Source organism: Streptomyces sp. NPDC055243 (genome assembly GCF_044544025.1).
Classification (GTDB): domain Bacteria; phylum Actinomycetota; class Actinomycetes; order Streptomycetales; family Streptomycetaceae; genus Streptomyces.
The window spans coordinates 143,125-168,630 of record NZ_JBITWR010000003.1; the positions used below are offsets into that span (position 1 = coordinate 143,125).

General features: G+C 70.9%; 26 protein-coding genes and 1 riboswitch. Of the genes, 11 read left to right on the forward strand and 15 right to left on the reverse strand.

Features of this window, described 5'->3' with window-relative positions:
- Window positions 1-10 precede the first annotated feature (10 nt).
- The gene (locus ACIGXX_RS10480; protein ID WP_383819066.1) at window positions 11-955 is read right to left on the reverse strand and encodes a glucosyl-3-phosphoglycerate synthase; all 945 of its coding nucleotides are present in this window, start codon (window positions 953-955) and stop codon (window positions 11-13) included.
- 167 nt (window positions 956-1,122) lie between these two features.
- A riboswitch (SAM riboswitch) is annotated at window positions 1,123-1,257 on the forward strand.
- 17 nt (window positions 1,258-1,274) lie between these two features.
- On the opposite strand from ACIGXX_RS10480, the gene thrC reads away from it, so the two are divergent.
- The 4 genes from thrC to groL all read left to right on the forward strand — a co-directional run bounded on the left by thrC (window position 1,275) and on the right by groL (window position 5,568).
- Window positions 1,275-2,591, forward strand: coding sequence for a threonine synthase (gene thrC, locus ACIGXX_RS10485; RefSeq protein ID WP_351168561.1), 1,317 nt, complete (start codon window positions 1,275-1,277; stop codon window positions 2,589-2,591).
- Between the two features lie 110 nt (window positions 2,592-2,701).
- Complete coding sequence (locus tag ACIGXX_RS10490; RefSeq protein WP_351168563.1) at window positions 2,702-2,977, forward strand: MoaD/ThiS family protein; 276 nt, start codon at window positions 2,702-2,704, stop codon at window positions 2,975-2,977.
- Between the two features lie 424 nt (window positions 2,978-3,401).
- Window positions 3,402-3,605, forward strand: coding sequence for a cold-shock protein (locus tag ACIGXX_RS10495; RefSeq protein ID WP_005315736.1), 204 nt, complete (start codon window positions 3,402-3,404; stop codon window positions 3,603-3,605).
- Window positions 3,606-3,942: 337 nt separating this feature from the next.
- Window positions 3,943-5,568 (forward strand): chaperonin GroEL, encoded by a 1,626-nt coding sequence (groL, locus tag ACIGXX_RS10500; protein WP_055551550.1) that lies wholly within the window; start codon window positions 3,943-3,945, stop codon window positions 5,566-5,568.
- Window positions 5,569-5,623: 55 nt separating this feature from the next.
- Here the strand turns inward: groL and ACIGXX_RS10505 are convergent, their stop codons facing one another.
- Entirely contained in the window at window positions 5,624-7,729 is a 2,106-nt protein-coding gene (locus ACIGXX_RS10505) for an ATP-binding protein (protein ID WP_399974589.1), read from the reverse strand.
- Window positions 7,730-8,037: 308 nt separating this feature from the next.
- On the opposite strand from ACIGXX_RS10505, the gene ACIGXX_RS10510 reads away from it, so the two are divergent.
- Window positions 8,038-9,129 (forward strand): PP2C family protein-serine/threonine phosphatase, encoded by a 1,092-nt coding sequence (locus tag ACIGXX_RS10510; protein ID WP_399974592.1) that lies wholly within the window; start codon window positions 8,038-8,040, stop codon window positions 9,127-9,129.
- Here the strand turns inward: ACIGXX_RS10510 and ACIGXX_RS10515 are convergent.
- The 5 genes from ACIGXX_RS10515 to ACIGXX_RS10535 all read right to left on the reverse strand — a co-directional run bounded on the left by ACIGXX_RS10515 (window position 9,107) and on the right by ACIGXX_RS10535 (window position 13,435).
- Window positions 9,107-10,345, reverse strand: coding sequence for a hypothetical protein (locus ACIGXX_RS10515; RefSeq protein WP_366462491.1), 1,239 nt, complete (start codon window positions 10,343-10,345; stop codon window positions 9,107-9,109). The genes ACIGXX_RS10510 and ACIGXX_RS10515 overlap by 23 nt on opposite strands.
- Window positions 10,346-10,644: 299 nt before the next feature.
- Window positions 10,645-11,190, reverse strand: coding sequence for a Uma2 family endonuclease (locus ACIGXX_RS10520; RefSeq protein ID WP_399974595.1), 546 nt, complete (start codon window positions 11,188-11,190; stop codon window positions 10,645-10,647).
- Between the two features lie 58 nt (window positions 11,191-11,248).
- Entirely contained in the window at window positions 11,249-12,061 is an 813-nt protein-coding gene (locus ACIGXX_RS10525; protein WP_383819072.1) for a hypothetical protein, read from the reverse strand.
- 284 nt (window positions 12,062-12,345) lie between these two features.
- Window positions 12,346-12,612: a DUF397 domain-containing protein gene (locus ACIGXX_RS10530; RefSeq protein WP_399974598.1), complete on the reverse strand. Its 267-nt coding sequence runs from the start codon at window positions 12,610-12,612 to the stop codon at window positions 12,346-12,348.
- Window positions 12,593-13,435, reverse strand: coding sequence for a helix-turn-helix domain-containing protein (locus ACIGXX_RS10535; protein ID WP_399974601.1), 843 nt, complete (start codon window positions 13,433-13,435; stop codon window positions 12,593-12,595). Before ACIGXX_RS10535 ends, ACIGXX_RS10530 begins: the two co-directional genes overlap by 20 nt.
- Window positions 13,436-13,550: 115 nt before the next feature.
- Between ACIGXX_RS10535 and ACIGXX_RS10540 the strand changes: the two genes are divergently transcribed.
- Window positions 13,551-13,763: a hypothetical protein gene (locus ACIGXX_RS10540; RefSeq protein ID WP_351168579.1), complete on the forward strand. Its 213-nt coding sequence runs from the start codon at window positions 13,551-13,553 to the stop codon at window positions 13,761-13,763.
- Complete coding sequence (locus tag ACIGXX_RS10545; protein ID WP_351168581.1) at window positions 13,760-13,987, forward strand: hypothetical protein; 228 nt, start codon at window positions 13,760-13,762, stop codon at window positions 13,985-13,987. Before ACIGXX_RS10540 ends, ACIGXX_RS10545 begins: the two co-directional genes overlap by 4 nt.
- A 3-nt stretch (window positions 13,988-13,990) precedes the next feature.
- Here the strand turns inward: ACIGXX_RS10545 and ACIGXX_RS10550 are convergent, their stop codons facing one another.
- The 4 genes from ACIGXX_RS10550 to ACIGXX_RS10565 form a co-directional block, all read right to left on the reverse strand.
- A complete protein-coding gene (locus ACIGXX_RS10550) occupies window positions 13,991-14,746 on the reverse strand; it encodes a polysaccharide deacetylase family protein (RefSeq protein ID WP_361467129.1) in 756 nt (251 codons plus the stop codon).
- A gap of 221 nt (window positions 14,747-14,967) precedes the next feature.
- Window positions 14,968-16,485: a PTS transporter subunit EIIC gene (locus tag ACIGXX_RS10555; protein WP_351168585.1), complete on the reverse strand. Its 1,518-nt coding sequence runs from the start codon at window positions 16,483-16,485 to the stop codon at window positions 14,968-14,970.
- A gap of 62 nt (window positions 16,486-16,547) precedes the next feature.
- Window positions 16,548-17,555: an N-acetylmuramic acid 6-phosphate etherase gene (gene murQ, locus ACIGXX_RS10560; protein ID WP_351168587.1), complete on the reverse strand. Its 1,008-nt coding sequence runs from the start codon at window positions 17,553-17,555 to the stop codon at window positions 16,548-16,550.
- Between the two features lie 441 nt (window positions 17,556-17,996).
- Entirely contained in the window at window positions 17,997-18,920 is a 924-nt protein-coding gene (locus tag ACIGXX_RS10565) for a MurR/RpiR family transcriptional regulator (protein WP_351168589.1), read from the reverse strand.
- 124 nt (window positions 18,921-19,044) lie between these two features.
- Here ACIGXX_RS10565 and ACIGXX_RS10570 point away from each other — a divergent pair, with 124 nt between their 5' ends.
- The 3 genes from ACIGXX_RS10570 to ACIGXX_RS10580 are packed head-to-tail and all read left to right on the forward strand — an operon-like array spanning window position 19,045 to window position 19,993.
- Window positions 19,045-19,401: a hypothetical protein gene (locus tag ACIGXX_RS10570; RefSeq protein ID WP_351168591.1), complete on the forward strand. Its 357-nt coding sequence runs from the start codon at window positions 19,045-19,047 to the stop codon at window positions 19,399-19,401.
- A complete protein-coding gene (locus ACIGXX_RS10575) occupies window positions 19,398-19,664 on the forward strand; it encodes a DUF4031 domain-containing protein (protein ID WP_351168593.1) in 267 nt (88 codons plus the stop codon). Before ACIGXX_RS10570 ends, ACIGXX_RS10575 begins: the two co-directional genes overlap by 4 nt.
- A 26-nt stretch (window positions 19,665-19,690) precedes the next feature.
- Window positions 19,691-19,993 carry an NIPSNAP family protein gene (locus tag ACIGXX_RS10580; protein WP_351168595.1) on the forward strand — a complete coding sequence of 101 codons (303 nt, stop codon included), beginning with the start codon at window positions 19,691-19,693 and terminating at the stop codon, window positions 19,991-19,993.
- Here ACIGXX_RS10580 and ACIGXX_RS10585 read toward each other — a convergent pair.
- The 3 genes from ACIGXX_RS10585 to ACIGXX_RS10595 all read right to left on the reverse strand — a co-directional run bounded on the left by ACIGXX_RS10585 (window position 19,976) and on the right by ACIGXX_RS10595 (window position 23,473).
- Window positions 19,976-21,223: a Cmx/CmrA family chloramphenicol efflux MFS transporter gene (locus tag ACIGXX_RS10585; RefSeq protein ID WP_399974609.1), complete on the reverse strand. Its 1,248-nt coding sequence runs from the start codon at window positions 21,221-21,223 to the stop codon at window positions 19,976-19,978. The genes ACIGXX_RS10580 and ACIGXX_RS10585 overlap by 18 nt on opposite strands.
- A gap of 496 nt (window positions 21,224-21,719) precedes the next feature.
- Window positions 21,720-22,799 (reverse strand): GNAT family N-acetyltransferase, encoded by a 1,080-nt coding sequence (locus ACIGXX_RS10590; RefSeq protein WP_399974612.1) that lies wholly within the window; start codon window positions 22,797-22,799, stop codon window positions 21,720-21,722.
- A gap of 20 nt (window positions 22,800-22,819) precedes the next feature.
- Window positions 22,820-23,473 carry a hypothetical protein gene (locus ACIGXX_RS10595; RefSeq protein ID WP_383819084.1) on the reverse strand — a complete coding sequence of 218 codons (654 nt, stop codon included), beginning with the start codon at window positions 23,471-23,473 and terminating at the stop codon, window positions 22,820-22,822.
- 64 nt (window positions 23,474-23,537) lie between these two features.
- Here ACIGXX_RS10595 and ACIGXX_RS10600 point away from each other — a divergent pair, with 64 nt between their 5' ends.
- Entirely contained in the window at window positions 23,538-24,215 is a 678-nt protein-coding gene (locus tag ACIGXX_RS10600) for a maleylpyruvate isomerase family mycothiol-dependent enzyme (RefSeq protein ID WP_366462498.1), read from the forward strand.
- A gap of 156 nt (window positions 24,216-24,371) precedes the next feature.
- On the opposite strand, the gene ACIGXX_RS10605 is transcribed toward ACIGXX_RS10600, so the two are convergent.
- The gene (locus tag ACIGXX_RS10605) at window positions 24,372-25,355 is read right to left on the reverse strand and encodes a hypothetical protein (RefSeq protein ID WP_399974616.1); all 984 of its coding nucleotides are present in this window, start codon (window positions 25,353-25,355) and stop codon (window positions 24,372-24,374) included.
- Window positions 25,356-25,506 lie beyond the last annotated feature (151 nt).

The window sequence follows — 25,506 nt, forward strand, 5'->3', positions numbered from 1 at the left end:
TCTGGGGTGGTTACGCCACGCGGCGGGCCGTGTACTCCGCGATGTCGGCCATCGGCGGCCGCTCCTCCGTGTCCACCGCATGGGTGCGCGGCTCGAACCCCCGCTCGCCCCGTTCGAACTGGATGAGCTCGGGGCGTACGAGATGGCCGCGCGCGAGCCGCAGCTGCGCGGTCCGGTAGATCGCCGCCGCCATCCGGCCGAGCGCCTGCCCGTCCTGGTGCCGGTGCTTGCGCACGCCGACGTCGACCTGCGCGAGCGCGTCCAGGCCCACGGTGTGCAGTGCGTCGACGAGCAGGCCCAGCTCCACTCCGTAACCGACGGGGAACGGCAGCCGCTCCAGGAGGGACCTGCGTGCCGCGTACTCGCCGCCCAACGGCTGGACGAACCCCGCCAGTTGGGGCCAGTGCATGTTGAGCAGCGGGCGCGCCATCAGCTCGGTGACCCGGCCTCCCTGACCTGCGGCTGAGGCCAGCGGGCGGTCGTACATCGCCTTCACGAAGTCCACGTCGGGCTCGGTCAGGAGCGGGCCCACGATGCCGGAGACGAAGTCCGCCGAGAACTCCTTCAGGTCCGCGTCGACGAACGCGACGATGTCACCGCCGGTCACCAGGAGCGAGCGCCACAGGACCTCGCCCTTGCCGGGCACGGCCGGGATGCGCGGCAGGATCGCGTCCCGGTGCACGACCCGCGCGCCCGCCTCCCGCGCGACCTCGGCCGTGCGGTCCTTCGAGCCGGAGTCGATCACCACGAGCTCGTCGACGAGGGGGGCCTCCTCGATCAGCTCACGGCGGATCGCGGCGACGATCTCGCCGACCGTCTCCTCCTCGTCGAGCGCGGGCAGGACGACACTCACCGAGGCTCCCGACGCCCGTTTGGCGGCGACGAGTGCGCTGAGCGGACGGTCGGCAACGGACCAGGAACGCCTGGTCAGCCAGCGCTCGGCCTCTTCCAGCACGGGTGGCTCCTCCTGTGTGTGGCCTACATGTGATCCATCTCGCGGTTCGGACGACTATCTCAAGGGTCCAGGCCGTCGGTTACAGTCTTGAACAACGCGGATGACCATCGCATGTCGGGGTCATCGCGCGACAAATGCCCGGAGCCCCTGAAGCCCCGGCGCCATACCGCTCATCCAGAGGGGCAGAGGGATACGGCCCGTTGAAGCCCCGGCAACCATCCCGCCGACCGCGCACGCGAGGTCTCGGTGGGGAAGGTGCCAATTCCGTCTCGTGACGAGATGCGTCACGGGGAAGATGAGGAGAAAGGGCCTCGCCTCCATGGCTGCGCAGACTGTCGCAACGAACGAAACCACCTCTTCGACCCCCTCCAGCAGTGGGTCCGTGGATCTCGGCCCCGCGTCCGGCCTCTCTTGCCGCGAGTGCGGCGAGCTCTACGCCCTCGGTCCGATCTTCGCCTGCCAGGCCTGTTTCGGCCCGCTCGAAGTGGCGTACGACCTGCCGACCGGTGACCCCGAGGCGCTGAGGAAGCAGATCGAGTCCGGCCCCGACAACATCTGGCGCTACGCGCCGCTGCTGCCCGTCCCCGCGGACGTGGCCGAGAAGCCGAACATCAACCCCGGCTGGACCAAGCTGGTCAAGGCCGACAACCTCGCGCGCGAACTCGGCGTCGAGCAGGGCAAGTTGTTCGTCAAGGACGACTCCGGCAACCCGACGCACTCCTTCAAGGACCGTGTTGTCGCGCAGGCCATCGAGGCGGCGCGCGCCTTCGGCTTCACCACCCTGTCCTGCTCCTCCACCGGCAACCTCGCCGGTGCCGTGGGTGCCGCGGCGGCCCGCGCCGGCTTCCGCTCCTGCGTGTTCATCCCGCACGACCTGGAGCAGGGCAAGGTCGTCATGGCCGCGGTCTACGGCGGCGAGCTCGTCGGCATCGAGGGCAACTACGACGACGTGAACCGCTTCTGCTCCGAGCTCATCGGCGACCCGCTGGGCGAGGGCTGGGGCTTCGTGAACGTGAACCTGCGGCCGTACTACGGCGAGGGCTCCAAGACGCTCGCGTACGAGATCTGCGAGCAGCTGGGGTGGCAGCTGCCCGACCAGCTGGTCATCCCGATCGCCTCGGGCTCGCAGCTCACGAAGATCGACAAGGGTCTGAAGGAACTCATCCAGCTGGGTCTGGTCGAGGACAAGCCGTACAAGATCTTCGGCGCGCAGGCCGAGGGCTGCTCCCCGGTGTCGACCGCCTTCAAGGCCGGGCACGACGTCGTACGCCCCCAGAAGCCGAACACGATCGCCAAGTCGCTCGCCATCGGCAACCCCGCCGACGGGCCGTACGTCCTGGACATCGCGCGTCGCACGGGCGGTGCGGTGGAGGACGTGAACGACGAGCAGGTCGTGGACGCGATCAAGCTTCTCGCTCGCACGGAAGGGATCTTCGCGGAGACCGCGGGCGGCGTGACCGTGGGCGTCACGAAGAAGCTGCTCGATGCGGGGCTCATCGACCCGTCGCTGACCACGGTCGTGTTGAACACCGGTGATGGGCTCAAGACCCTCGACGCCGTTGCCGAGACGTCTCAGGCGACGGCGACGATCAAGCCCAGCCTTGAGGCGTTCCGCAGCGCCGGGCTCGCCGGCTAGCCGCCGCAGGGCCCGGCCGCCGTCGCCGACGGACGGTCGTGGTCCGTCCTCGCGCAGTTCCCCGCGCCCCTTGCAGGGGCGCTTCCTCCCCGCATCAAGAGGTGAACCCCATGAGCGTCAAGGTCCGCATCCCCACCATTCTCCGCACCTACACCGGCGGTCAGTCCGAGGTCGTCGCCGAGGGCGCGAACCTCAGCGAGGTCATCGCCGACCTGGAGAAGAACCACGCCGGCATCGCCGCCCGCGTCCTGGACGACCAGGGCAAGCTGCGGCGCTTCGTGAACGTCTACGTGAACGACGACGACGTCCGCTTCGAGCAGGGCCTGGAGACGGCCACGCCGGACGGTGCCGGGGTCTCGATCATTCCCGCCGTCGCGGGTGGTTGATCCTTTAAGGAAATACCCTGCGTAATTGCTGTTGCCCCCTCCGCGAGAGAAGTGGAGGGGGCAATTCCATGTGGTTGAGCGCGGTACAGTTGGGAAGCGAGCTTCCCCGTTTGTGCCCAGCGCATATACGAAGTCGCCCTGAGGGCGACAAGAAGTAGCCAAAGTGCACTGCCCATTTGCCCTTTCCGTGGCATTTGTCTGGCCCGAGTTGCCCTGAATCCCGGTGAATTCTCCGCATATTCCCGATCAGGCGTGCCCAGAATTCTCGTCCGATTGACCTGTTGCAGAGGGCAGTTGGACAGATACATTCAGCCGCGGTCGACGCGTTCCGGCGCACGCCTCCACAACCCATTGGGGGGGTGAGGTCTGACCCGGGTCCGCGAAGTGCGGGTCCGTGCAAGGGCCAGTAATAGGGGAGTTAGGCATGGCTCAGGGCACCGTCAAGTGGTTCAACGCGGAGAAGGGGTACGGCTTCATCGCGGTCGACGGTGGTGCGGATGTTTTCGTCCACTACAGCGCGATTCAGATGGACGGCTACCGCACCCTTGAAGAAGGTCAGCGAGTGGAGTTCGAGATCTCGCAGGGCCAGAAGGGTCCGCAGGCGGACATGGTCAAGCTCGCCGTCTGATCTCGGCGCGATCGGCCAGCGACTTAGCGAGTGACGAGGGGCCCGCATCCCGACAGGGGTGCGGGCCCCTCGTGCGTCCCGGGGCGCGAGCCCCTCAAACGTCGTCGCGGCACGCGCCCCTCGTACGTCGGGGATCCGTAAGAGGCGCTTGCACTCGCAGGGGTCGAGTGCTAATCATTGGGCTTAGCACTCTCCGAGTGAGAGTGACAGAACTTGGATCGGGTCGGTGAGGTCCGCAGGCCGGGTGGGGCAAGGAACCACAAGGTTTGCAGGCCGTCCGTCGCGGGCACTGGCGCGATCCGGAGCATGCCACCCCTGTCCGGGAGGACCACTTCACATGGCCAAGATCATCGCGTTCGACGAGGAGGCACGGCGCGGCCTCGAGCGCGGCATGAACCAGCTCGCCGACGCCGTCAAGGTGACCCTGGGCCCCAAGGGTCGCAACGTCGTCCTCGAGAAGAAGTGGGGTGCCCCCACGATCACCAACGATGGTGTTTCCATCGCCAAGGAGATCGAGCTCGAGGACCCGTACGAGAAGATCGGCGCCGAGCTGGTCAAGGAGGTCGCGAAGAAGACGGACGACGTCGCCGGTGACGGCACGACGACCGCGACCGTCCTGGCCCAGGCGCTGGTCCGCGAGGGCCTTCGCAACGTAGCCGCCGGTGCCAACCCCATGGCCCTCAAGCGTGGCATCGAGAAGGCCGTCGAGGCCGTCTCGGGCGCCCTGCTCGAGCAGGCCAAGGACGTGGAGACCAAGGAGCAGATCGCTTCGACCGCCTCCATCTCCGCCGCCGACACCCAGATCGGCGAGCTCATCGCCGAGGCGATGGACAAGGTCGGCAAGGAAGGCGTCATCACCGTCGAGGAGTCGCAGACCTTCGGTCTGGAGCTTGAGCTCACCGAGGGCATGCGCTTCGACAAGGGCTACATCTCGGCGTACTTCGCCACCGACATGGAGCGTATGGAGGCGTCGCTCGACGACCCGTACATCCTGATCGTCAACTCGAAGATCTCGAACGTGAAGGACCTCCTTCCGCTCCTCGAGAAGGTCATGCAGTCCGGCAAGCCGCTGCTGATCATCGCCGAGGACGTCGAGGGCGAGGCCCTGTCGACCCTGGTCGTCAACAAGATCCGTGGCACCTTCAAGTCCGTCGCCGTCAAGGCCCCGGGCTTCGGTGACCGCCGCAAGGCCATGCTCGGCGACATCGCCATCCTCACCGGTGGCACCGTCATCTCCGAGGAGGTCGGCCTCAAGCTGGAGAACGCCGGTCTCGACCTGCTCGGCCGCGCCCGCAAGGTCGTCATCACCAAGGACGAGACCACGATCGTCGACGGCTCCGGTGAGAGCGACCAGGTCCAGGGTCGCGTCAACCAGATCCGCGCCGAGATCGAGAACTCGGACAGCGACTACGACCGCGAGAAGCTGCAGGAGCGCCTGGCGAAGCTCGCCGGCGGTGTTGCGGTCATCAAGGCCGGTGCCGCGACCGAGGTCGAGCTCAAGGAGCGCAAGCACCGCATCGAGGACGCCGTTCGCAACGCGAAGGCGGCCGTCGAAGAGGGCATCGTCGCCGGTGGTGGCGTGGCCCTCATCCAGGCCGCCGCCGTCTTCGAGAAGCTTGAGCTCGAAGGTGACGAGGCCACCGGTGCCGCCGCTGTGAAGCTGGCCCTCGAGGCCCCGCTGAAGCAGATCGCGGTCAACGCCGGCCTCGAGGGCGGTGTCGTCGTCGAGAAGGTGCGCAACCTGACCGTCGGCCACGGCCTGAACGCCGCGACCGGTGAGTACGTCGACATGATCGCCGAGGGCATCCTCGACCCGGCGAAGGTCACGCGCTCTGCCCTGCAGAACGCCGCGTCCATCGCCGCGCTGTTCCTCACCACCGAGGCCGTCATCGCCGACAAGCCGGAGAAGGCGGGCGCTGCCCCGGCCGGCGGCGGCATGCCGGGCGGTGACATGGACTTCTGATCCCCTGCGGATCAGCGGTTCATCGCTTGACGCGAACCGAGGGCGGCACTCCTTCTCACGAAGGGGTGCCGCCCTCGGGCGTTGTGCGGGGGCCCGCTCCGGCGGTCAGGGCGTAGGCGATGCCGTCGTCCGCGCCGGACTCCAGGCCCTTGCGGAAGGCGGCCTCGTACGCGAGGTCGCCGACCGCGTCACGGACCCGGCGTTCGCAGGCCTGGCGGGCGGCCACCAGGTCCGGGCTCCCCATCTGCGCGACACCGACGGAGCGCCACAGGGTGTCGGAGATGCCGAGCAGCCGACCGGTCTGCTCGGGGTCGGCCGTGGCCGAGGTCAGTGCGTCGATGCTCAGGGCGGCGCCGAAGACGTCGTGCAGCCGCCACTTGATCGGCAGGGCGGCGCGGGCGTGCCGGACGGCGGAGGCCGGGTCGCCGTTGCCCTGCGCGGCGCTGGACAGCATGTAGAAGGCGTAGCTGCGCATCCACTGCTCGCCGTGCCGCTCGCACTCCTCGCGCAGGGCGTCGGAGCTCGTGATGGCCCGGTCGAACTCGCCCAGGCGCAGATGCGCGAACGGCACGGCGGAGAGCAGGAAGAGCTTGATGGCGGGGGAGCCGCCGCCGCAGTCGGGGGAACCGGCCGTCGGTGCGAGAAGGGCGATCGTCTGCGCGGGTCGGCTGGTCAGCACCAGCTGGACCCCTTCGAGGTAGAGGGCGGCGTCGGCCGCCGCCGGATCGTCGATCCGCTCCGCCAGCGGCGTGCAGAGGCTCGCCAGCCGGGTGGAGGCTTCCAGGTCGCCCTGCATGAAGGCCACCGCCCCGCAGGCCCACAGGGCCCAGAAGCGTTCCGCTCCCCGGCCGGGACCGGGAGCCTTGGCCAGCGCCCGGTCCAAGTAGTGGCGGCCTTCGCGCTGGAAGCCGCAGCAGAGCCAGAAGAACCACAGACCGCCGGCCATCTCCAGGCTGTCGCGCGGGTCCGGCGCCGCCAGGCAACTCTCCAGCGCCACACGCAGGTTGGCGTGCTCGGCGGTGCACCGCTCGTACCACGCCACCTGGTCGGGACCGGCCCACTCCCGGCTGCCGGTGCGGACCAGCCAGCGGTAGTAGTCCCGGTGCCGCTGCGCGAGGCGCTGTTCCTCGCCGAGATTCCGCAGCCACTCCGCGCCGTACTCGCGGACGGTGTCCAGCATCGAGTACCGAAGCCCGCGCGGGGTCTTCGCCGCCTGCAGGAGCGACTTGTCCACCAGCGCGGACAGCAGCCCCCCGATCTGCCCGCTGCCGAGCGGGCCCCCGGCGCAGACCAGTTCGGCCGCCTCCTGCTCGAAGCCGCCGGCGAAGACGGAGAGGCGGGCCCAGACGAGCCGCTCAGGCGGGGTGCACAGTTCGTGGCTCCAGCCGATGGCCGTGCGCAGCGTCTGGTGCCGGGGGTCGCTCTCGCCGTGCCAGGCGCCGGACGCGGAGGAGGCGAGGGTCTCGAAGCGGGTGTGCAGGCGCTGCCGGAGCGCGTCCAGGTCCATCTCGGGCAGGTGGGCGGCGGCCAGTTCGATGGCGAGGGGGATGCCCTCCAGATGCGCGCAGATCTCCGCCACCGCCGTGCCGTCCTCCTCGGCGACGCCCGCGCGCTCCATGAACAGCAGGGCCGCGTCGGACGGTCGCGTGCCGTGGTCGTCGACGGGCAGCGGGGGCACGACGATCGCCTGTTCGCCCCGGAGGGACAGCGGGCGGCGGCTGGTGGCCAGGACGCGCACCCCCGGGGCCGCGGTCAGCAGGGTGCGTACGAAGTCGGCGCAGTCGGCGGCCAGGTGTTCGCAGCAGTCCAGGATCAGCAGCAGCTCCTTGTCGGCCAGCCAGTCGGCCACCACCTCGATCGCGGGCCGGGTGCTCTGGTCGGCGAGCCGCAGGGCCTCGTACAGGGCGAGCGGCATCAGGGCGGGCCGGCTCAGCTGGGCGAGGCCGACCAGCCACACCCCGTCGGGGAAGTCGTCCCGCAGTTCGGCTCCGGCGCGCTGTGCGAGGCGGGTCTTGCCCACGCCGCCCACGCCGGTCAGCGTCACCAGGCGGGCGTCGGCCACGGCCAGGGCGACCGCCCGCAGTTCGGCCCCGCGTCCGACGAAACTCGTTCTCTCGTCCGGCAGGTTGCCCACCCGCCGGCCCTGCCCGGATTTCCGCATGCTGGCCTCCCCGCCCGGCCGCTCACCCCTGGGGGCCTCTTCCGGCCCCGCAGCCGCTGCTTCCCGCCGCCTGAGTCTGCTCTCCGTCACGGTCCCGGGCGTGCGGATGTCGTGAGATGCCTATTTCTCCAGGCAAGACGCTCTGTTCACCGCATTGCGGTGTCAGGCCCGATCATCTGCCGACTACTCCGGTCAACGCACCTGGGAAGGAGCGCGGTTGGGCCATAGTGACCGTCAGTCGTCACGCAGCGTGAATACAGGGGTGGGGTCGGGCCATGCCCACCGGCAGGTGGCGCCGGGAGGCAGACATGAGGAGATGGCGCAGCAGGGGCGGCCTTCTGGCGCTCGCCCTGGGGGTGAGCTTCCTGCTCGCGGTGCTCGGCACGTCCGTCAGCGGCTGGCCGACCGGGGTCGCCGTGCTGCTGATCGGTCCGGTGCTGGCCGGTGTCTGGTCCAGTGCGCGGCGGACCGCCGTGGTGGCCGGATGGACGCTGCTGCTCGCGACGGGTACCGGCGTTCTGCGGCGTCTGGTGGGGACGCCGGGTTTCTGTCTGGAGTTCGTGGTCCTCCTGGCGGGCGGGGTGCTCGCCGTCCACAATGCCGCCCGGCATGCCGAACGGGAGGCGGCGCTCGCCCGGGTCACGGAGGTGGCGTGCGCGTCGCAGAGCGCGCTGCTACAGCCCCTGACGGTCGAGGTCGGCGGGATCGAGGTGTGCACCCGGCACCACAGTCCGGTGCGGGAGGCCTCGGTGTGCGGGGACCTGTACGACGTCGTCCACACGCCGTACGGACCGCGGCTGTTCGTCGGTGACGTACGAGGCCACGGCCTGGAGGCGCTGCGGACCACCGCGGCGGCGATGCGGGCCTTCCGCGACCTCGCCTATCTCACCCCCGGCCTGGCCGAACTGGCCACGGCCCTGGACGCCCGGCTCGCCGCGGACCTGGGGTCCGAGGACTTCGTCACCGCCGTCCTCGCCGAGTTCGCGCCCGGCGAGGTCCGCCTCGTCAACTGCGGCCACCCGCCGCCCCTGCGGGTGGGCAAGCAGGTCAGACTCCTCGAACCCCCGCAGCCCGCGCTCCCGTTGGGGATGCGGACGACCCCGCTGCCGCACCGGGTCTACCTGCAGCCGGGGGAGCGCCTCCTGTTCTACACCGACGGCCTGAGCGAGGCCCGGGACGGCGACGGCGTCGACTTCCCGCTCCTCCCACGGGCGGCGGAGGCGCTGGCCGAGCCCTCGAACTCCGATGCGCTCGACGCCCTGTACGCCATGGTGATCGAGCACACCGGCCGCCCGCTCACGGACGACGTCGTTCTCGTCCTGTGCCGGGCGACCGGCGTGACCGAGGCTCCGCTGACGGCCTGCCCCCGGGAGGGCGTCAGCCCGGAAGCCGGTCCATGATCCAGGTGGAGAGCTCCTCGGTGACCAGGGTGTGGCCCTCGTTCTGCGTGGAGCAGAAGTACTCGTCCAGTTCGCTGTCCTCGGACGTCTCCGGGAAGGGCTCGTAGAGCTTCTCGCGGGTGTCGATGTCGCGCAGGGCGACCGCGCTGACGGCGGGGACGAAGCAGTGTTCGCGGATCTCGGCCTCGGAGCCGAGGCCGATGATGGCGGGGATCTTGTTCAGCTCGTCGGCCAGGATGCCGAAGCCCTCCAGGGTGCCGCCGGGTGCGCCGTCGATCTCGGGCATGCCCGAGACGCGGATCTGCGGCTTGCGCAGGGTCACCACCCGTAACTGCGCGACGAGTTGGTCCTCCCCGGTGGGCTGGGTGTAGAGGTGGGTGCCGGTGATGGCCAGGCCCTTGCCGCGGAAGGCCCGTACGCCGGGGGCGATGGTGTTGCCGGCTCCGGTGCGCACGCCGTTGGCGACGCCGATCTTCTTCGGGCGCCTGGGCCAGCCGCCGACCCGCTCCAGCTCGGCGAGGAACTCGATGCGCTCCTTGTCGGTCTCGGGGCTGTCGTCCCACTCGGAGATGTGCTGCCACAGGAGCTGGCGCGCTGCCGGGCTGTTCATCTGGTTCGAGAAGGCGGCGTTGAGCCGCCGGATGTAGTGCGCGAACGACTGGAGCGCGATGGGAATCCAGGCGCCGCGGTGCGGGCTGTCGAAGGAGAAGTACAGCTCGGTCTGGTGGTCGACGCTCTCGTGCTCCATCTTGGCGAGCGCGTACCGCGCGACCAGGCCGCCCATGCTGAAGCCGCCGACGGTCAGCGGGTGGTCGCCGACGCGCCGCGCGATCGCCTCCTGGATCGCCGACCTGGCGGCCTTGGCGTTCTCCAGGATCGAGGCGCTGCGCTCGTCGAAGCCGAGCAGGATGACGTCGTAGCCGCGCTCCCGCAGCTTGCTGATGAACGGGTACGGGCCCCGCTCCAGGATCTCCCACGAGAAGTCCAGGTCGCTCGGCCCGGTGTTGAACCCGTCCGCGAGGATCACCGGCTTGGCGAGCCCGTGCTTGGAGTTGGCGAGGTACACCCAGGCCCTGCCCTCCGGCAGGGTCCACTCCTGGTCGGGGGTGGGCGCGGCTTCGGAGATCTCCCTGGGGCCGGGGGCCAGCGTGATGTGGGCGGCGGCGCCCAGGGCCTCGGAAATCTGCTGTTCCGTGGGCTCGTTGGACTCGGTCATGAAGGGCCCCTCCGGTTGGTCGTTTCGATGACGGCAGGTGCCATCCTCGATACGCGCCGTAGTCGCCGGAAGGCGGTCACCGGGATTGACCGGGTGAGCGGGGTCATTTCGGACAGTGGAGGGGTGGCTGTTTTCACCTGTGCCGGACCGGGGCGCCGGGCCCTTGGCCGGGGCGAGGGTGCGCGCGGCGGTCACGGGTGTGGCGTGGCGGGCTTCGTCTCGGTCAACTTCTGCTGGGTGGGGGCGGGGAAGTATGTCCCGAAGGTGACCCGGGGAGGGGGCGGGCTGGGGTGGGGCGGTCAGTCGGCGTAGTCCTTGAGCGCTTCGGTTTCCAGGGTGATGGCGACGGGGGCGGGGATGCGGACGGTGGAGCCGTAGTGGAAAGAGCGACGGCTCTGATAGACGCCGTTCTCGGGAGAGCTGTATACGACGACGGTGTGGTTGTCACGGTCGATGAGCAGGTAGACGGGGATGCCGGCGTAGGCGTAGGCGCGCGGCTTCTCCTGGCGGTCGCGGCGCTCGGTGTCCCGATCGCGGGAGGTCACCTCGACGGCCATCAGGACGCCGACGGGGGACGCCCACTCCTCTTGCCCGGCGAAATAGCCGACGGGAGCCAGGGCGCCATCCGGTTTGATGCAGCCCTTCCTGTACGTGTCGATCCGCAGCCCTTGCTCGGGATACAGGGCCAGTTCGGGGCGCTGCATCACCTCGATGTCGATCGGGCCGTGCTTGACGTACACCCTGCCGTCGAGGAATTCGAGAGACACGGTCTCCGGTGCCCGGCGGGCCAGCTCTTCGAATTCCTCGACGGACATCTGGGGGCGCTCATCGGTGCCAGGGGTCATGGTGGTGCCTCCTCCTTTCCATCGTGCCCCGGCTGTGTGCCTTCGACCGTTGGAGCGCTCATGCGTGTGTCCTTTCGCGTGGGCTGCGGGCGGCGCGTACGGCTGCCGCGTGGGAGTGGACCGCTGCAGGCGGCAGGAGTGCCGCCGTGCGGGGTGGTGCGGGTTCGCCCCGGCACGGGCCGCAGACGCCGCCGGGCAGGGCCTCGGGGCGGCCGGGGGTGCCGCATCTGCCGCACTCCAGGACGCGGAGGGCGGGGCGGAGGGCTGGTTCCGGCGGGAGCTTCGTCGTGAGGCGGCTGCGGATGAGGGCCGCCGGGCTGTGGACCGGGGTGGGGAGCCCTGCGGTCAGGGCGCGGAGGACGTCCGGCTCCGTGGCGCCGCGCGTGAACCACTCGGTGAGCTGGGGCTCCAGGGCGACGCAGTCCGCGTACGAGAGGGAGAGCGCGGGGGCCGTCCGGCCGAGGGCGGCGAGAAGGATGAACGCGCGGCTGCGGGTGGGGTGTCGGGGCCGTCTTTCCGGCTCCGGCTCCGGCACGTCGCCGCGCGTGAAGGCCGCCCACCAGGCGTCGTCCCGCGCGGTGCGCGAGAACCACGTTCGAGTGATCCAGCGCGCGCTGCCGCTTCCGTGCACGTGTTCCCTGCCGCGCCTCAAGTGCCCAGCGGACTGAATCCTGTTGAGGGCGGTGCGGAGGGCGCACTGCCCGTACGGGAGGTGCTTGGCCAGGGTCTTTACGGAGATGTCCGCGCCCTCCGGCAGCCGGTCGACGGCGGCTGCGATGGCTGCCTCGCGGGGCGGGAGGTGGGCGAAGTCGTGGTTCGTACGGGGCCGTTGTTCGGGCGCCGAACGCTTTCCGTAACCCGGACTGGCCATGGGGTGCGGGTCTGCGTGCGCAGGGCGGGGGGCGGCACTAAGCTTGGCGTCAGCCATGGATCGAACGTCTCTTTCGATCGTGATGGTTAAACCCCCGCAGGTGTTTGCCGACACCGGGCGGGGGTTGTTCGTTATTCGGGCACGCTAGAGCGTCGTCACACTGCGTGGCAAGTCGAAGCCCGAAAGTGATCGGCTGTGCCAACTCCAAGGGAGGGAGGGCGGGTTGAGGCCCGCCTCCCGTTCCTTGAAAAGAGGTCTCGGGGCTGGTGGCTTGAGCCTCGGGATCAGTTGTTCTTGAGGTCCGCGACGAATGCGGACCAGCTGGCGGCCCGGAACACGAGCTTCGGGCCGGTGGGGTTCTTGGAGTCGCGGACGGGGACGATTTCGGGGTGACCGTCGGCCACTTCGAGGCAGTTGCCGCCGTCGGGGCCGCTGTACGTGGACTTCCGCCAGCGGCCGACTTCCAGGCAGTTGCCCCCGCTCGCGTCGCTGTAGCTGGACTTGTGCCACGAGGCGTTGCTCAGGTCGTACTCAGGGCCGTTGCTCTTCATGGGAGTAATCCTCTGCCACTGATGCAATCAAGGCCAGGGAATCACGCGGTGAGAGAGCGCTGGCCCCGAGTAGGTCGTAAGCCAGCTCGTACTGGGCGACGGCGGCAGGATCGTCTTCGAGCCGCCCTGTTCCGAAGCCTTCCAGGTAGGCGAGTGGGGGCGCGTCATCGCAGGTCATCAGCTTGACGGAACCCCCCATCGCCATGTGCCCGCCTGCCGCGAAGGGCAGCACCTGCACGATGGCCCGGCGTCTGCGCCCCAGGGTCGTGACGTGTCGCAGTACCTCCGCCATCACGACTGGCCCGCCCACCTCTCGGCGCAGGACTGCCTCGTCAAGGACCGTCCACAACAAGGGCGTTGTTGGGTCGTCGAGTAGGTGAGCCCGCTCCAGGCGAGCCGCTACCAACCCATCGATTTCGCTATCCGTCGCGGTGGGGCGGCCATCGCAGAACACCGCACGCGCGTACGCCTCGGTCTGGAGCAACCCTGGCACCAGCTGCGGTGCGTACTCTCTGATGGCGGTCGCCACGGACTCCGCCTCCGCCGCCTCCGCGAAGTGATCCGGGTACTTCGACCTCGCCACAGCCCTGCAATTCCGGGCGAAGAAGCCCCCCGTATCCAGCACCTCGTCGAAGTGCTGGGCGTACTCCATGTGCATCCTGCGCGTACCCGCCTCCAGCTGGCCGATGAAGGAGCCGCTGACGAACAGCGGCGCACCCAACGCCTCCTGGCTCATCCGCTTCCGCTCCCGTGCGTGACGGAGTTCGCAGCCGAGGAGGGCGCGGGGGTTCGATGAGGGATCGAGGTCCTTGGGGCGTGTCATCAGCAACTCCTCATCCAACAAGGCGGTTTGTTGGGACGCCGTTGCTTCTCAGGCTACGCAGCGACGGACACGCTTAGTGAGGAAACAGCAACACCCAGTGTGAGAGGCGGGGCGCATGGCGCTGACGGCGGAGGAACGGGTGCGGGCGGCGGAGGAGGCCGTCCGGCAGTTGAGAGCGGGGCTCGAAGAGGTCGGCGTCACGCTGCCTTCCCTGCGGATGGACCCGTTGACGGCAGCGGCGGAAGGCGCGCTGCCGTTGGTGGAGTTGGGGCGCTGCAACCTCGACACCGCGCTGCGGCTCGCCGCCGTACTGGAGAGCGCGCGGTGAACGACGACGATCCGAGCGTGCCGGAGGCGGGGACGTACGCCGTCGACTTCCGGGACGGCAGCGTCGGGCAGGTCATGGGGTGCGAGGGCGGGCTCGTACAGCTGCGGCCCCTGAACGGCGGCCGGGAGTGGGACTGCCCGCCGGAGAAGGTCGGGCAGGCCCCGCCGGGCGAGGTGTTGCGGGAGAGGGTGCGGCAGCTCAACCGGGAGCGTCGGCTGCCGTGAGGGTCAGCGGACCGGGAAGCCGAAGGTGTAGCCCTGGCTCTTGAGCTTGGGAAGGAGCGTGCGCAGGGCCTCGACGGTCTGGGTGCGGTCGCCGCCCGCGTCGTGGAAGAGGAGTGTCGGCCCGTTGGGCAGCTCCCGCTCGACGGTGGCGACGATGGCGGCCGTGCCCGGGAGCTCGAAGTCCTTGGTGTCCACGTTCCAGCCGAGCGGGCGCATGCCCCGGTCGGCGGCGAGCTTGCGGCTGTAGGGGGTGAACGCGCCGCCGGGCGCGCGGTAGTACATCGGCCGTACGCCGCCGGACGCCTTGGTGATCATGCGTTCGGCGTCGAGGATCTGCTTCGACTGGTAGGCCTTGGAGTCCTTGTCCATGCCGGTGTTGTGCGACACCGAGTGGTCGCACAGCCGGTGCCCGGCCGCGACGACCTTCTTCACCATGTCCGGGTGGGCCTGGGCCTGCGTCCCCACCATGCAGAACGTGGCCTTCACGTCGTACTCCTTGAGCACGGCGAGGACTTCGGGCGTCCACTTGGGGTCGGGGCCGTCGTCGATGGTGAGGTTGATGCCGCGCTCACCGGCCTGCGAGGCGTGCGCGATGGTCGCCGAGACCGGCTTGACGGCGCTGGGCTTCTTCGCCGCCGGTGAGTCCGTGGTGCCGGCCTGGGCGCTCCACACCCCTGCGCCGGTGGCGAGCATCGTCACCCCGAGCGCAGCCCCGATGACTTTGCCGTACCAGCCACGCCCGCCACTGTGCCGTGCCATGTCCGCCCCTTTGCGTCCCGTCCCTTGCCGCACCCCGGTCACTCGCGGCCACCTGGCAGGACGAGGTTCGGGGTCCGGAGGATGCACCGGGGCCGAGTCCGTTACCGATCAAGGACAATTCCGGGGAACTTCGCGGACAACTCCCCGAGGGGAAGCGGCGAGAACGGGCGAGGACGGCACCCGCGGCGCGGGGTGCCGTCCTCGTGAGGTCGAGCGGTGGGTCAGACCGCCGCGGGCGACTTGGCCGGGTCGGCCGGGTCCGCGGACGGGGCGGGCGAACCCGCGACGACCTGCTCGTGGGCGGTCGTGTCGACGTTCAGCTCGGTCAGCATCTGCTTGCTGAAGCCGAAGAAGTACGTCGCGAAGAAGCCCACCACGTAGCCGACCAGGAGGCCGCCGCCGTAGATCGCGACGGTCAGGCCCAGGCCCTTGTTGCCGTCCAGGAGCGGGAACAGCGCCCAGCCGGACGGGCCGATCGCCGTGGAGCCGACCTTCTCGCCGATCATCGAGAAGAAGCCGATGAACGCGCCGCCCGCCGCGCCGCCCACGCACGCCGTGATGAAGGGGCGGCCCAGGGGGAGCGAGACGCCGTAGATGAGGGGCTCGCCCACGCCCAGGAAGCCGGCCGGGAGCGCGGACTTGATCGTCGTACGGATCGACGTGTTGTTCTTCAGGCGCTTGAACACCGCGATCGCGCAGCCCACCTGGCCCGCGCCCGCCATCGCCAGGATGGGGAGCAGGACGGTGAAGCCCTGCTGCTCGATGAGCGTGGTGTGGATGGGGATCAGCGCCTGGTGCAGGCCGAGCATGACGAGGGGGAGGAACAGGCCGCCCAGGACCAGGCCCGCGAACGCGCCGGTGTTGTCCAGGAGCCAGTTCGCCGCCGTGCCGATGCCGGTCGAGACCTCGCCCGCGAGGAACATCAGGCCGAAGATCGTGACCAGGCCGGAGAGCAGGACCGTGATGGTCGGGGTGACCAGGACGTCCAGCGCCTCCGGCACCCAGCGCCTGCACCACTTCTCGATGTAGGTGGCGAGGACCGCCGCGCCCAGGGCGCCGAGTACGCCGCCCTGGCCGGGCGAAAGCTTCTGGCCGAACGCCTCGATGTTCGCGACACCCGCGTAGACGATGATCGCCGCGACGGCGCCGCCCAGGATCGGCGTACCGCCGAACTCCTTCGCCGTGTTGTAGCCCACGAACACCGCGATCAGCGCCATGAAGCCGGAGGCGATGGCGGCGAGCGCCGGGGTGATGCCCGGCAGCCACTCCAGGTTGATCAACAGGCCGTTGATGCCCGCGATGATGCCGCAGCCGATGAGGGCCGGGATCAGCGGCACGAAGATGTTCGCGATGCGGCGCAGGAAGAGCTTGAAGGGGGTCGAGTTCTTCGCCTTCCTCGCCGCCCGGATCTCGGCTCCCTGCGCCGCCAACTCGTCGGCGGTGAGGGTGTGTTCGGGCGCGGCGGTCGGAGCGGCCGAAGCGCCCTCCGCCACCAGGGCCTCGAACTCCGGGGTGACGCGGGCGACGGTGCCCGGGCCGAGGACGATCTGGTACGTGTCGTCCTCGACCACGCCCATCACGGCGGGCAGCGCCTTCAGCGCCTCGTCGTCGACCAGCGAGCGGTCGGCGAGGCCCAGGCGCAGGCGCGTCATGCAGTGGGCGATGGACGTGACGTTCGAGGCGCCGCCGACGAGGGGGAGGATCGCGGCGGCTGTGGCGCGGTTCTTGTCAGTTGCCATGGTGCGGGGTGCCTTGCTGTGTGCGGGGTGGCGCTGTTCTTCAGCGGCTCGGGGGAGGTGAGTCAGGTGGTGCGGGGCGTGCCGGGCGTGCGGGTCGTGCGCGCGGTGTCCAGGGCGGCCCTGAGGTGGCCGTCCGAGGAAGCGAGCAGGTCGGCGGCCGTGGGGCCGTCGACTCCGCCGAGGATGGTGAGGATGGCGTTCTTCACCTCCCCGTCGGTGGCGGCGAGGGCGGCCTCGATCTCCTCGTCCGAAGCGCCGGTGGCGAGGGAGACGATCCGCCGCGAGCGGGCGCGCAGCTTCTCGTTCGAGGCGCGTACGTCCACCATCAGGTTTCCGTAGGTCTTGCCGAGGCGGATCATCGTGATCGTCGACAGCATGTTGAGGACGAGCTTCTGGGCGGTGCCCGCCTTCAACCGGGTGGAGCCGGTGAGCAGTTCGGGGCCGACGACGACCTCGATGCCGTGGTCGGCGGCTGCCGCGAGACCGCTGTCCGCGTTGCAGGAGAGGCCGATGGTGAGCGCGCCCTTTGCCCGCGCGTGCTCGACCGCGCCGATCGCGTACGGGGTGCGGCCCGACGCCGATACCCCGACCACCACGTCGTCGGCCGTGAGCCGGAGCCCGTCCAGGTCCTCGGCCGCGAACTCCTTGCTGTCCTCCGCGCCCTCGACCGCCGTGACCATGGCGCTCGGGCCGCCCGCGATGAGGCCGACGACCTCGGCCGGGTCGGTGTTGAAGGTGGGCGGGCACTCGGAGGCGTCCAGGACCCCCAGGCGCCCGGCCGTCCCCGCCCCCGCGTAGATGAGCCGCCCGCCGCGGGCCATGCGCTCGGCGGTGCCGTCGATGGCGGCGGCGATCGCCGGGAGCTGCTCGGCGACGGCCGCGGAGACCGTGGCGTCCTCGCCGTTCATGATCTTCGCGATCTCCAGCGTGGGCTGCCGGTCGATCTCGGAGAGCTCGGGCCGGAACGCCTCGGTGGTGAGCGTGTCCAGCTGGGCACGGAGCTCGCCGTACGTCTCGCCGTCTCCGGGGGTGGGGGAGGGGTTGGGGTTGGCGTCGGTCGTGGAGGTCATGGGGTGCGGCTCTTTCGTGTGCGGCGGGGGGTGGCGGGTTGCGCTGGGCTTGTGGCGGGCCGGTCGGGGTTGGTGGCGGGTTGCCCTGGGCTCGTGGCGGTCGCCGCTTGGGGCTCGTGGCGGGTTGCTCTGGAGTCGCGGCGGGTTGCCCGGGGCTCGCTGCGGGTTGCCCCTGGGCTTGTGCTGGTCGCTCTGGGCTGGTGGTGGGTTGTTGTGGGCTTGTGCGGGTTGGTCGGGGCTCGTGCCGGGTCGCTCTGGGCTGGTGGCGGTTCGTCTGGGCTCGTGCGGGTCGGGCGGGGCTGGTGGCGGGTCGCTCTGGGCTGGTGGCGGTTCCTCTGGGCTCGTGCGGGTCGGTTGTGGTGGGTCGCTCTGGGCTCGTGCGGGTCGGGCGGGGCCCGTGCGGGTTGCTCTGGGGGCGTGCGGGGCCCTCTGGGAGGGGGCTCAGCGGTTGCGGGTGCGGGGGCTGTGGCGGTGTGCGAGTGCTTCGTACGAGGCGGCCAGGGCGGGGGCCGCGGTCTCGTAGGTCCGCTGGGCGACGCCCACGAACAGGCAGTCCACGACCAGCAGCTGGCTCGTGCGCGACGACATCGCGGCGGGCCGCAGCTCGCTCTCGCGCGCGGTGGAGGTGGTCAGTATGTGATCCGCGTACTGCGACACGGGGCTGCCGGGGCGCCCGGTGATCGCGATGGTCGTCGCCCCGCGCTCGAAGGCGACCCGCAGCGGCTCGATGACGTCACCGGTGGACCCGGAGTGCGTGATCGCGATCGCGACGTCCTTGGAGTGCAGGGTGACCGCGTTCGTGACGGCCAGGTGCGGGTCGGAGTGCGCGTGGGCGATGTGGCCGATGCGCAGCAGCTTCTGGGCGAGGTCCTGGGCGACGAGGCCGGAGGCGGCGACTCCGTAGATCTCGGTGCGGGGGGCGACGGCGAGCGCGGCGACGGCCGCCCCGAGCTGCACGGTGTCGAGGCCGCCCGCGGTGTCGGCGAGGGTCTGCTGCTCGTCGTACGCCAGCTTCGCCACGACGTCCGCGATCGGGTCGTCGACGGCGATGTCGGCGGTGACGGCGGGCGCGCGGCCCGACTGCTGCTGGGCGGCGAGTCCGGCGAGGGCGAGCCGCAGGTCGCGGTAGCCGGGGTAGCCGAGGAGGCGGGCGGTGCGCACCACCGTGGCCTCGCTGGTGCCGGTGAGCTCGGCGAGGCCGGTGACCGTGAGGGCCGCGCAGCCTGCGGGGTCGCCTGCGACGGCTTCGGCGACCAGCTGCATGGAGCGGGTCATGGACGGGGCGAGGGTGCGCACCTTGGCCGCGAGGGCGGCTGGGGCGGGGGGCGCCGCGCCCGCGAAAATTTCCTTCACGTCATTGGTCACGCTTGAAAGATATTTTCGGAGCGGGGGTCGGTCAAGACCCCTTTGGTCCCGATCCCGGTTACCTGCCTCACCTCCGTTCCGGTTGGATCTTCGGCGGGTTGCGCGTGGGGTGGACAATGGCTGCATGGACGCGATCGACCCTCTGGAGCAGGCGCTGCACGCCGCTCGTGCACTTGTCCTCGCCGACCTCGTGGCGCGCGAGGTCGCCCAGGCCGAGGTCGTCTCGCTGGTCGAGGCGTCGGTGGCGCACCGCCGCTGGTGGGTCGAGCAGTGGCCCGAGGGCGTCGAGTACGTCGCGGGCCTGGTCGCCCAGGACGTCCAGGACGCGCTCCTGGAGCAGTACGGCCGCTGGCCGCTGTGCCCCGTCTGCGGCTCGGGCGACCCTCATGCGCTGGACGTGGAACCGGAGTTGGGCCCCGATCCGCACTGGGTGTGCGGCAAGGCGGGCGTGGTCGTGGCCCCGGTGGGCGGCCTGACGTGACGGTCTTCATCGACCCGCCGACCTGGCCCGGCCACGGCCGCCTGTGGTCGCACCTGGTCAGCGACGCCTCGTACGAGGAACTGCACGCGTTCGCGGAGGCCATCGGCGCCCCGCGGCGCGCGTTCGAGCGCGACCACTACGACCTGCCCTCGCACCGCTACGAGGACGCGGTGCGTGCGGGGGCGGTCGAGATCGGCTCCAAGGAGCTGGTGCGCAGGCTTACCGATGCGGGGTTGCGCAGGCCCAAGGGGAGGCCCGCGTAGGGCGGGTTGTGCTTAGGGTGGCACGCATGATCACGGTTCATCTGAAGTACGAGATCGATCCCGACCGCATCGACGACTTCGAGGAGTACGGCCGCCGCTGGGTCGTCCTGGTCAACCGTTTCGGCGGCGACCACCACGGCTACTTCCTGCCCAGCGAGGGCGACAGCGACATCGCGTACGCCCTCTTCTCCTTCCCGAGCTTCGCCGCGTACGAGCAGTACCGCACCGACAGCGCGACCGACCCCGAGTGCCAGGAGGCCCTGGAGCTCGCGCGCCGGACGGGGTGCATCCGGCGCTACGAGCGGCGGTTCCTACGGCCTCTGGAGTGAGGTCGCCGCCGGGCTGTGGCCGGGAGCGGCTCCGGCTCCGGCTTCGGCGGATGCGGCCGAGGCGGACGTGACCACGCGGCTCGGGGTCCTGCGGTGCAGCCGCAGGGACACCGCGACCGCGCCGATCGCCACCGCCGTCATCGCCGCGCCCGCCCAGGCCGTCGAGGCGTAGCCGAAGTCGAGGTCGATGACCGTGCCGCCGAGCCAGGGGCCGCCGGTGTTGCCCAGGTTGAACGCTGCCGTGGTGGTCGCGCCCGCGAGGGTGGGGGCGGCGCCCGCGACGTTGAACATGCGGGCGTTGAGCGCCGGGGCGGTGTAGAAGGCGGAGACGCCGAGCAGGAACGAGAGCGTGATCGCCACGGCCGCCGTACCGGAGAAGAGCGCGAGGACGACGAGGAAGACCGTCGAGGCCGCGATGCCGCTGAGCAGGACGCCGAAGAGGTGCGCGTCCGCGAAGCGCCCGCCGATCGCCGTGCCGAGGAGCGCGCCCGCCCCGAAGAGGCCGAGGACGGTCGGGACCCAGCCCTTGTCGAGGCCCGCGACGTCCGTCAGGAGCGGGGAGAGGTACGAGAACGCGCAGAAGACGCCGCCGGCCGCGAGCGCGGTGATCGCGATGGAGAGCCAGACCTGGCGGTCGCGGTAGATGGCGAGCTCTTGCTTCAGGCGGGGCTTCTCGGCGGGGAGGGGGATGCGGGGGATGAGGGTGAGTACGCCGACGAGGGCGATGGCGGAGGCGGCTCCCACGGCCCAGAAGGCGGACCGCCAGCCGAAGTTGTCGCCGAGGAAGGCTCCGGCGGGCACGCCCAGCACGTTCGCGATGGAGAGACCGCCGATCATCACGGCCATGGCGCGGGCGCGCTGGTTGACCGGGACCATCGCGATGGCGACGGCGGCGCCGACGGCCCAGAATCCGGCGCAGGCGAAGGCGCTGACGACGCGGGACGCGAAGAGGATCTCGTAGGTGGGCGCGAGGGCGCCGGCGACCTGGCCGAGGCCGAAGACGGTGATGAGCGTGATGAGGGTGGTGCGGCGGGGGAGGCGCAGGGTGGCTACGGCGAGGAGGGGGGCGCCGACGACCATGCCGATGGCGAAGGCGGAGATGAGGAGGCCGGCGCGGGGGATGGAGACGCTCATGTCGTCGGCGATGGGGGGCAGGAGCCCCGAGAGCATGAACTCACTCGTCCCGAGCGCGAAGACGGCCAGGCCGAGAATGTAGACGGCCACGGGCATACGGGTACGGCTGGCGCCTGGCTCGGCGGGCGTCGGGTCAGGTGTCGGCATAACAGTGAAGAACGCTGGGGGTGGGAGCTGGCATTCCTGCGGCGGGGGGCCGCCTGCGGGGCCGGTCCGGCTGGGGTGCGGTGCCGCGCCGGAGCGCCGGGAGCCATGCTCCGGGCGGACATACCGCCACGTCCCCTCGCGTCGCGCTGCCGCGTGCGGGTCGTGGGGCGGGCTGCGGGTCTGGTCCGCTTGTGGGTGCGGTGCCGCGCCGGTATGTCCGTCCTCGCTATCGTCCGGTGGCCGCGGGGCTACTCCGGCCCCGGAGCGCCGCGAACCGTGCTCCGGGCGGACATACCGGCACGTCCCCTCCCGAGCGCTCCCGACTGCAGGCCATCGCTCGTTGCTGCGGGGTAATCGGGTGGGTGGGTGGGAGAGCTTGTTCGTTCAGGGGTGGATGCGGGGGATCGGGCGGGTGGGTGGGAGGGGGGTGTCAGGTGGCTGAGGTTCAGGCGGAGGCGTGGCGGACGTACGCGTGGAGGTTTTCGCGGTTTGTGGTTCGGGTGTAGCCCGCGCGGGCGACCACCGCCTGGGAGGCGGCGTTCTCCGGTTCGATGACGGCCAGCAGGGTCGAGACCTCGGGGCGGGTCAGCGCCCAGGTGGAGAGGGAGGTGAGCGCCTCCGAGGCGTAGCCTCGGCCCCGCGCCCCCGGCACCAGGTCGTAGCCGACCTCGGCGACCCCCTCCTCGTCCGGCGGCCCGTGGAACCCCATGCCGCCGACAGCGACCTCGTCCTCCGCCCGGACCAGGGCGAACATGCCCCACTCGGGCCGGTGCACCCCGGAAGCGTACGCCTTCGTCACCATCTCCGCGGCCCTGCGCGTCCCCTCGAAGGGCCCGCCCTCGATCCACAGCAGACCCCCCGTGCCGCCCGCGGCGAGATCCGCCGCCGCGGCGGGGGACACCTCCCGCAGAACGAGCCGCCCGGCGGGAATCTCCAGGGCGTTGTGCCAGCGCCAGCGCTCCCGCTTCGGCCGCCCCGGCAGGGACCCGCGGCCCGTGGCCCAGAGCAGCGTCGCCCACTGGTCCGCGGGCGCGTCCGCGGGCGGCACGTGCGGGAAGAGCCAGGCGAGCACCGCCTCGCACAGCGCGGCCGGCGGCTCCGCGTCCACGCCGAGCGCCTGCGCGATGTCGTACGTGTGGAGCAGCACCTCCGCGACGCCCATCGCCGCGAAGCCCACCCTGTCGGCGCTGCCGTGCGGGTAGGGGTGGTAGCCCCGGACCCCTCGCGGCGTGGTCCGCACCACCGCGGCGAGCAGGCCGCCGGTCGACTCGATGACGTGGATCGCGTCCTCGGGGCCCGAGCCCTCGTCGAAGGCGATCTCGAAGGGGACCCACGTGTCGGTCGCCCGGCCCGTCAGCTGACCCGCGTACGCGACAAGATCGCCCGCGATGTGCTCGGCCGTCTTCAGGCAGCTCCAGTCGAGACCGCCCGCCTTGACGCTCCAGTCGCGCCCCACCGCCGGACGCAGCACCTTCGCCGCATGCGCCACGGCCTCCTCGACCTGGTCCCCACCCATGAAAAGCATGCGCCGAGAGTACGGGAGCCTCAGGAGCCGAGCAGCTCCATTTCCGTCGCCAGGTTCGCGCGGGCCGGGCCCTCCCACTCGGCCGCTCCGTGCGGGGTGCGGAACAGCCTTGGCAGGGAGAGGAGTTGGCGCAGGACTTCCGCGCGGCCGGCGCGGAAGTCCTCGTCCGGCACGAAGGCGTACTCCTCGCGGACCGCGGCGGCGTACGCCGCGTACGCGTCCGGGGCGGCGGCCAGGATCGCCAGGTCCGCGTCGCACAGCGTCTCGCCGTTGTGGTCGCCGTCGGCGGGATCGTGGGTGATGGTGAGCCGGACCAGGCGCGCCACCTCGGCGGTCTGCTCGTCGGTCAACCCGGCCTCGGGCAGCGCGCGTTCGGCGAGGCGGGCGCTGCGCTCCTCGTTCTCGGAGCGGTCCGGCGCGTACACCGCGTCGTGGAACCAGGCCGCGAGCCGCACGAGATCGGCGTCGTCCGCGTGCTCCTCCAGTACGTCGACGTGGTCGAGGACCGCCTTCAGGTGGGCGGTGGTGTGGTACCGCCGCTGCGGTTCGGCCCACCGCGCGAGCAGGTTGTCGGCGTACTTGTACGGGTCGTAGATGCACTCGTCCGTGTTCCGCGCCCGGAGCAGCGTCCCGAGCCAGCGCTCGCGCAGCTCGTGGTTCTCGTCGTCGGCCATGGAGGCACCCTAAACTCCGGTCCGTCCGTTGCCATGCGCGGGAGCGACACGGTTGGCTTCGTCCATGACGACCACGACGAGTGCCGACGGAACGTACGACCCCGAGCGCCCCGGCCGCCTCCTGCGGACCGAACGTGATGCGCTGATCCCGCTGTTGAGGGCCGCGCCCGACGACGCGTACGCGGTCCGGACCTGTTGTCCGGGCTGGACCGTGCGCCATGTGCTCGCGCACTGCGGCTCGGCGCTGATGCGCGTGGTCGAGAGCCGCTTCGAGGAGGGCGTGTTCTCGCCGGAGAGCAACGACCGCGACATCGCCGAGCGCGCCGACTGGTCCAACTCCCGCGTGGTGGACGAGCTGGAGCGCGGGATGACGGAGGCGGGCCCGCTCATCGCAAAGTCCAACGGGCTCCTGGACGGGATCGCGCTCGGCGAGTGGGTCCACGCGGGCGATGTCCGCGAGGCGTGGGGGAAGCCGGGCGCGTACGGGGGCGAGGGCCTCCCGGACGCCCTGGTCCTCCTCGCGGCGCGCAGCAAGGCGGCGGGCGCGGTGCCGCTGCACGCGGACCTGGACGACCGGGACGAGCCGCTGCTGCTCGGCGCGGCCGACGGCGCCACCCCGCCGGCCCGCTACATCGGCGACGCCCCGACCTTGATCCGCCTCTACATGGACCGCCCCCTGACAGGCACCCGCTACGAACTGGCAGGAGCAAAGGAAACCGACCTGTCGGGACTCCTCACCTGACCCGGTCGGGCCCCGTCAGGGGCGCGGGGAACGGCGCGCCCAGCCATGACGAACCCGCAGACAAGCACGCCGGTCGGGCCCCGTAAGGGGCGCGGGGAACGGCGCGCCCAGCCACAGCGGACCCGCAGAGACACCGCGAACGGCACCCGGCGGAGCCTAGTGCTGGTGCCCGCCCGGCTCCGGGGCACCCTCATCCTCGCCCCCCTGCTGGGAAGCCCCGGCCCACACCGTGAACTCCGCCGTCCGCACCTTCCCCTCATGCTTGAAGTCGAGGAACAGGCGGTACGCCCCCGCACTCGGCGCCGTCGCCGCGAAGGAGACGCCGGGGCCCGGCTTCGTCCTGCCGTCGCCCGGCGAACCGGTCGGGTGCACGTGGAGGTACGCCAGGTCCCCGGACCGCAGGGCGACCAGGTGGCCGTACGAGCCGAGATAGGGCTGCAGGTCGGTGACCGGCCTGCCGTTCTTCTCCACGTCCAGGGTCACGTCACTGGACTTCCCGGGCTTCAACTCGCCCTTGAGGCTGACCTCGTACCCACCGGCCACGGAAGCCTTCGTGTCGGCCTCGGGCAACTTCCTCGGCTCGTACTTCCCTGCCACCGCGAGGTCCGCCCCCAGCGTCAGGCCCTCCTTCGCGCCCTCGGGCTTGAAGTCGGCGAAGACGCGGTAGCCGCCCGCCTCCGGGAGCTCGACCGGCGTCGACCAGGTGCCGTCCGCCGCGCGGGTCGGGTGCAGGTGGCGGTAGGTCCTCAGGTCCTGTGAGGCGACGATGAGGTGCAGCTCCTTGCCGTGCTCCCTCTCGTACGCCGTGACGTTCTTGCCCTTGCCGCCCTTGCCGCCCTTGGTCTGCTCGACCACCGCGAACCGCAGCTCCTCCCGCTTCTCGGCGTCGATGCGCGAGGTCCGCAGGTCGAGCGTGTAGCCGCGCTCGGAGATCTGAAGGCCGCCGGGGACGGTGTCCGCGTGCCCCGCGCCGGCCCCCGTACCGCCTGGCTCCTCCTTCTCGCCCGTGTGCCCGCCGTGCTCGCTCGCGGGCTTCTTCTGCGCGGTCACGGGGTCGACGCCCTGGCCGACCCCGTACGCGGTGCCGAAGGTCGCGGCGACGGCGGCGGCGAAGGCGGTGATCTTCATTCCGGTGTTCATGACGGCTCCCAAGAGATGAATGAAGCGGGCCGAGTGCGCCTTGCGGGCGGCTCCTCATGCATCCGAAGATACCCCCTAGGGGTATGAAGTCAAGTCCGGACTTCTCTTGCGCTCAATACCCCCCAGGGGTATATATGGATCTAGACAGCGG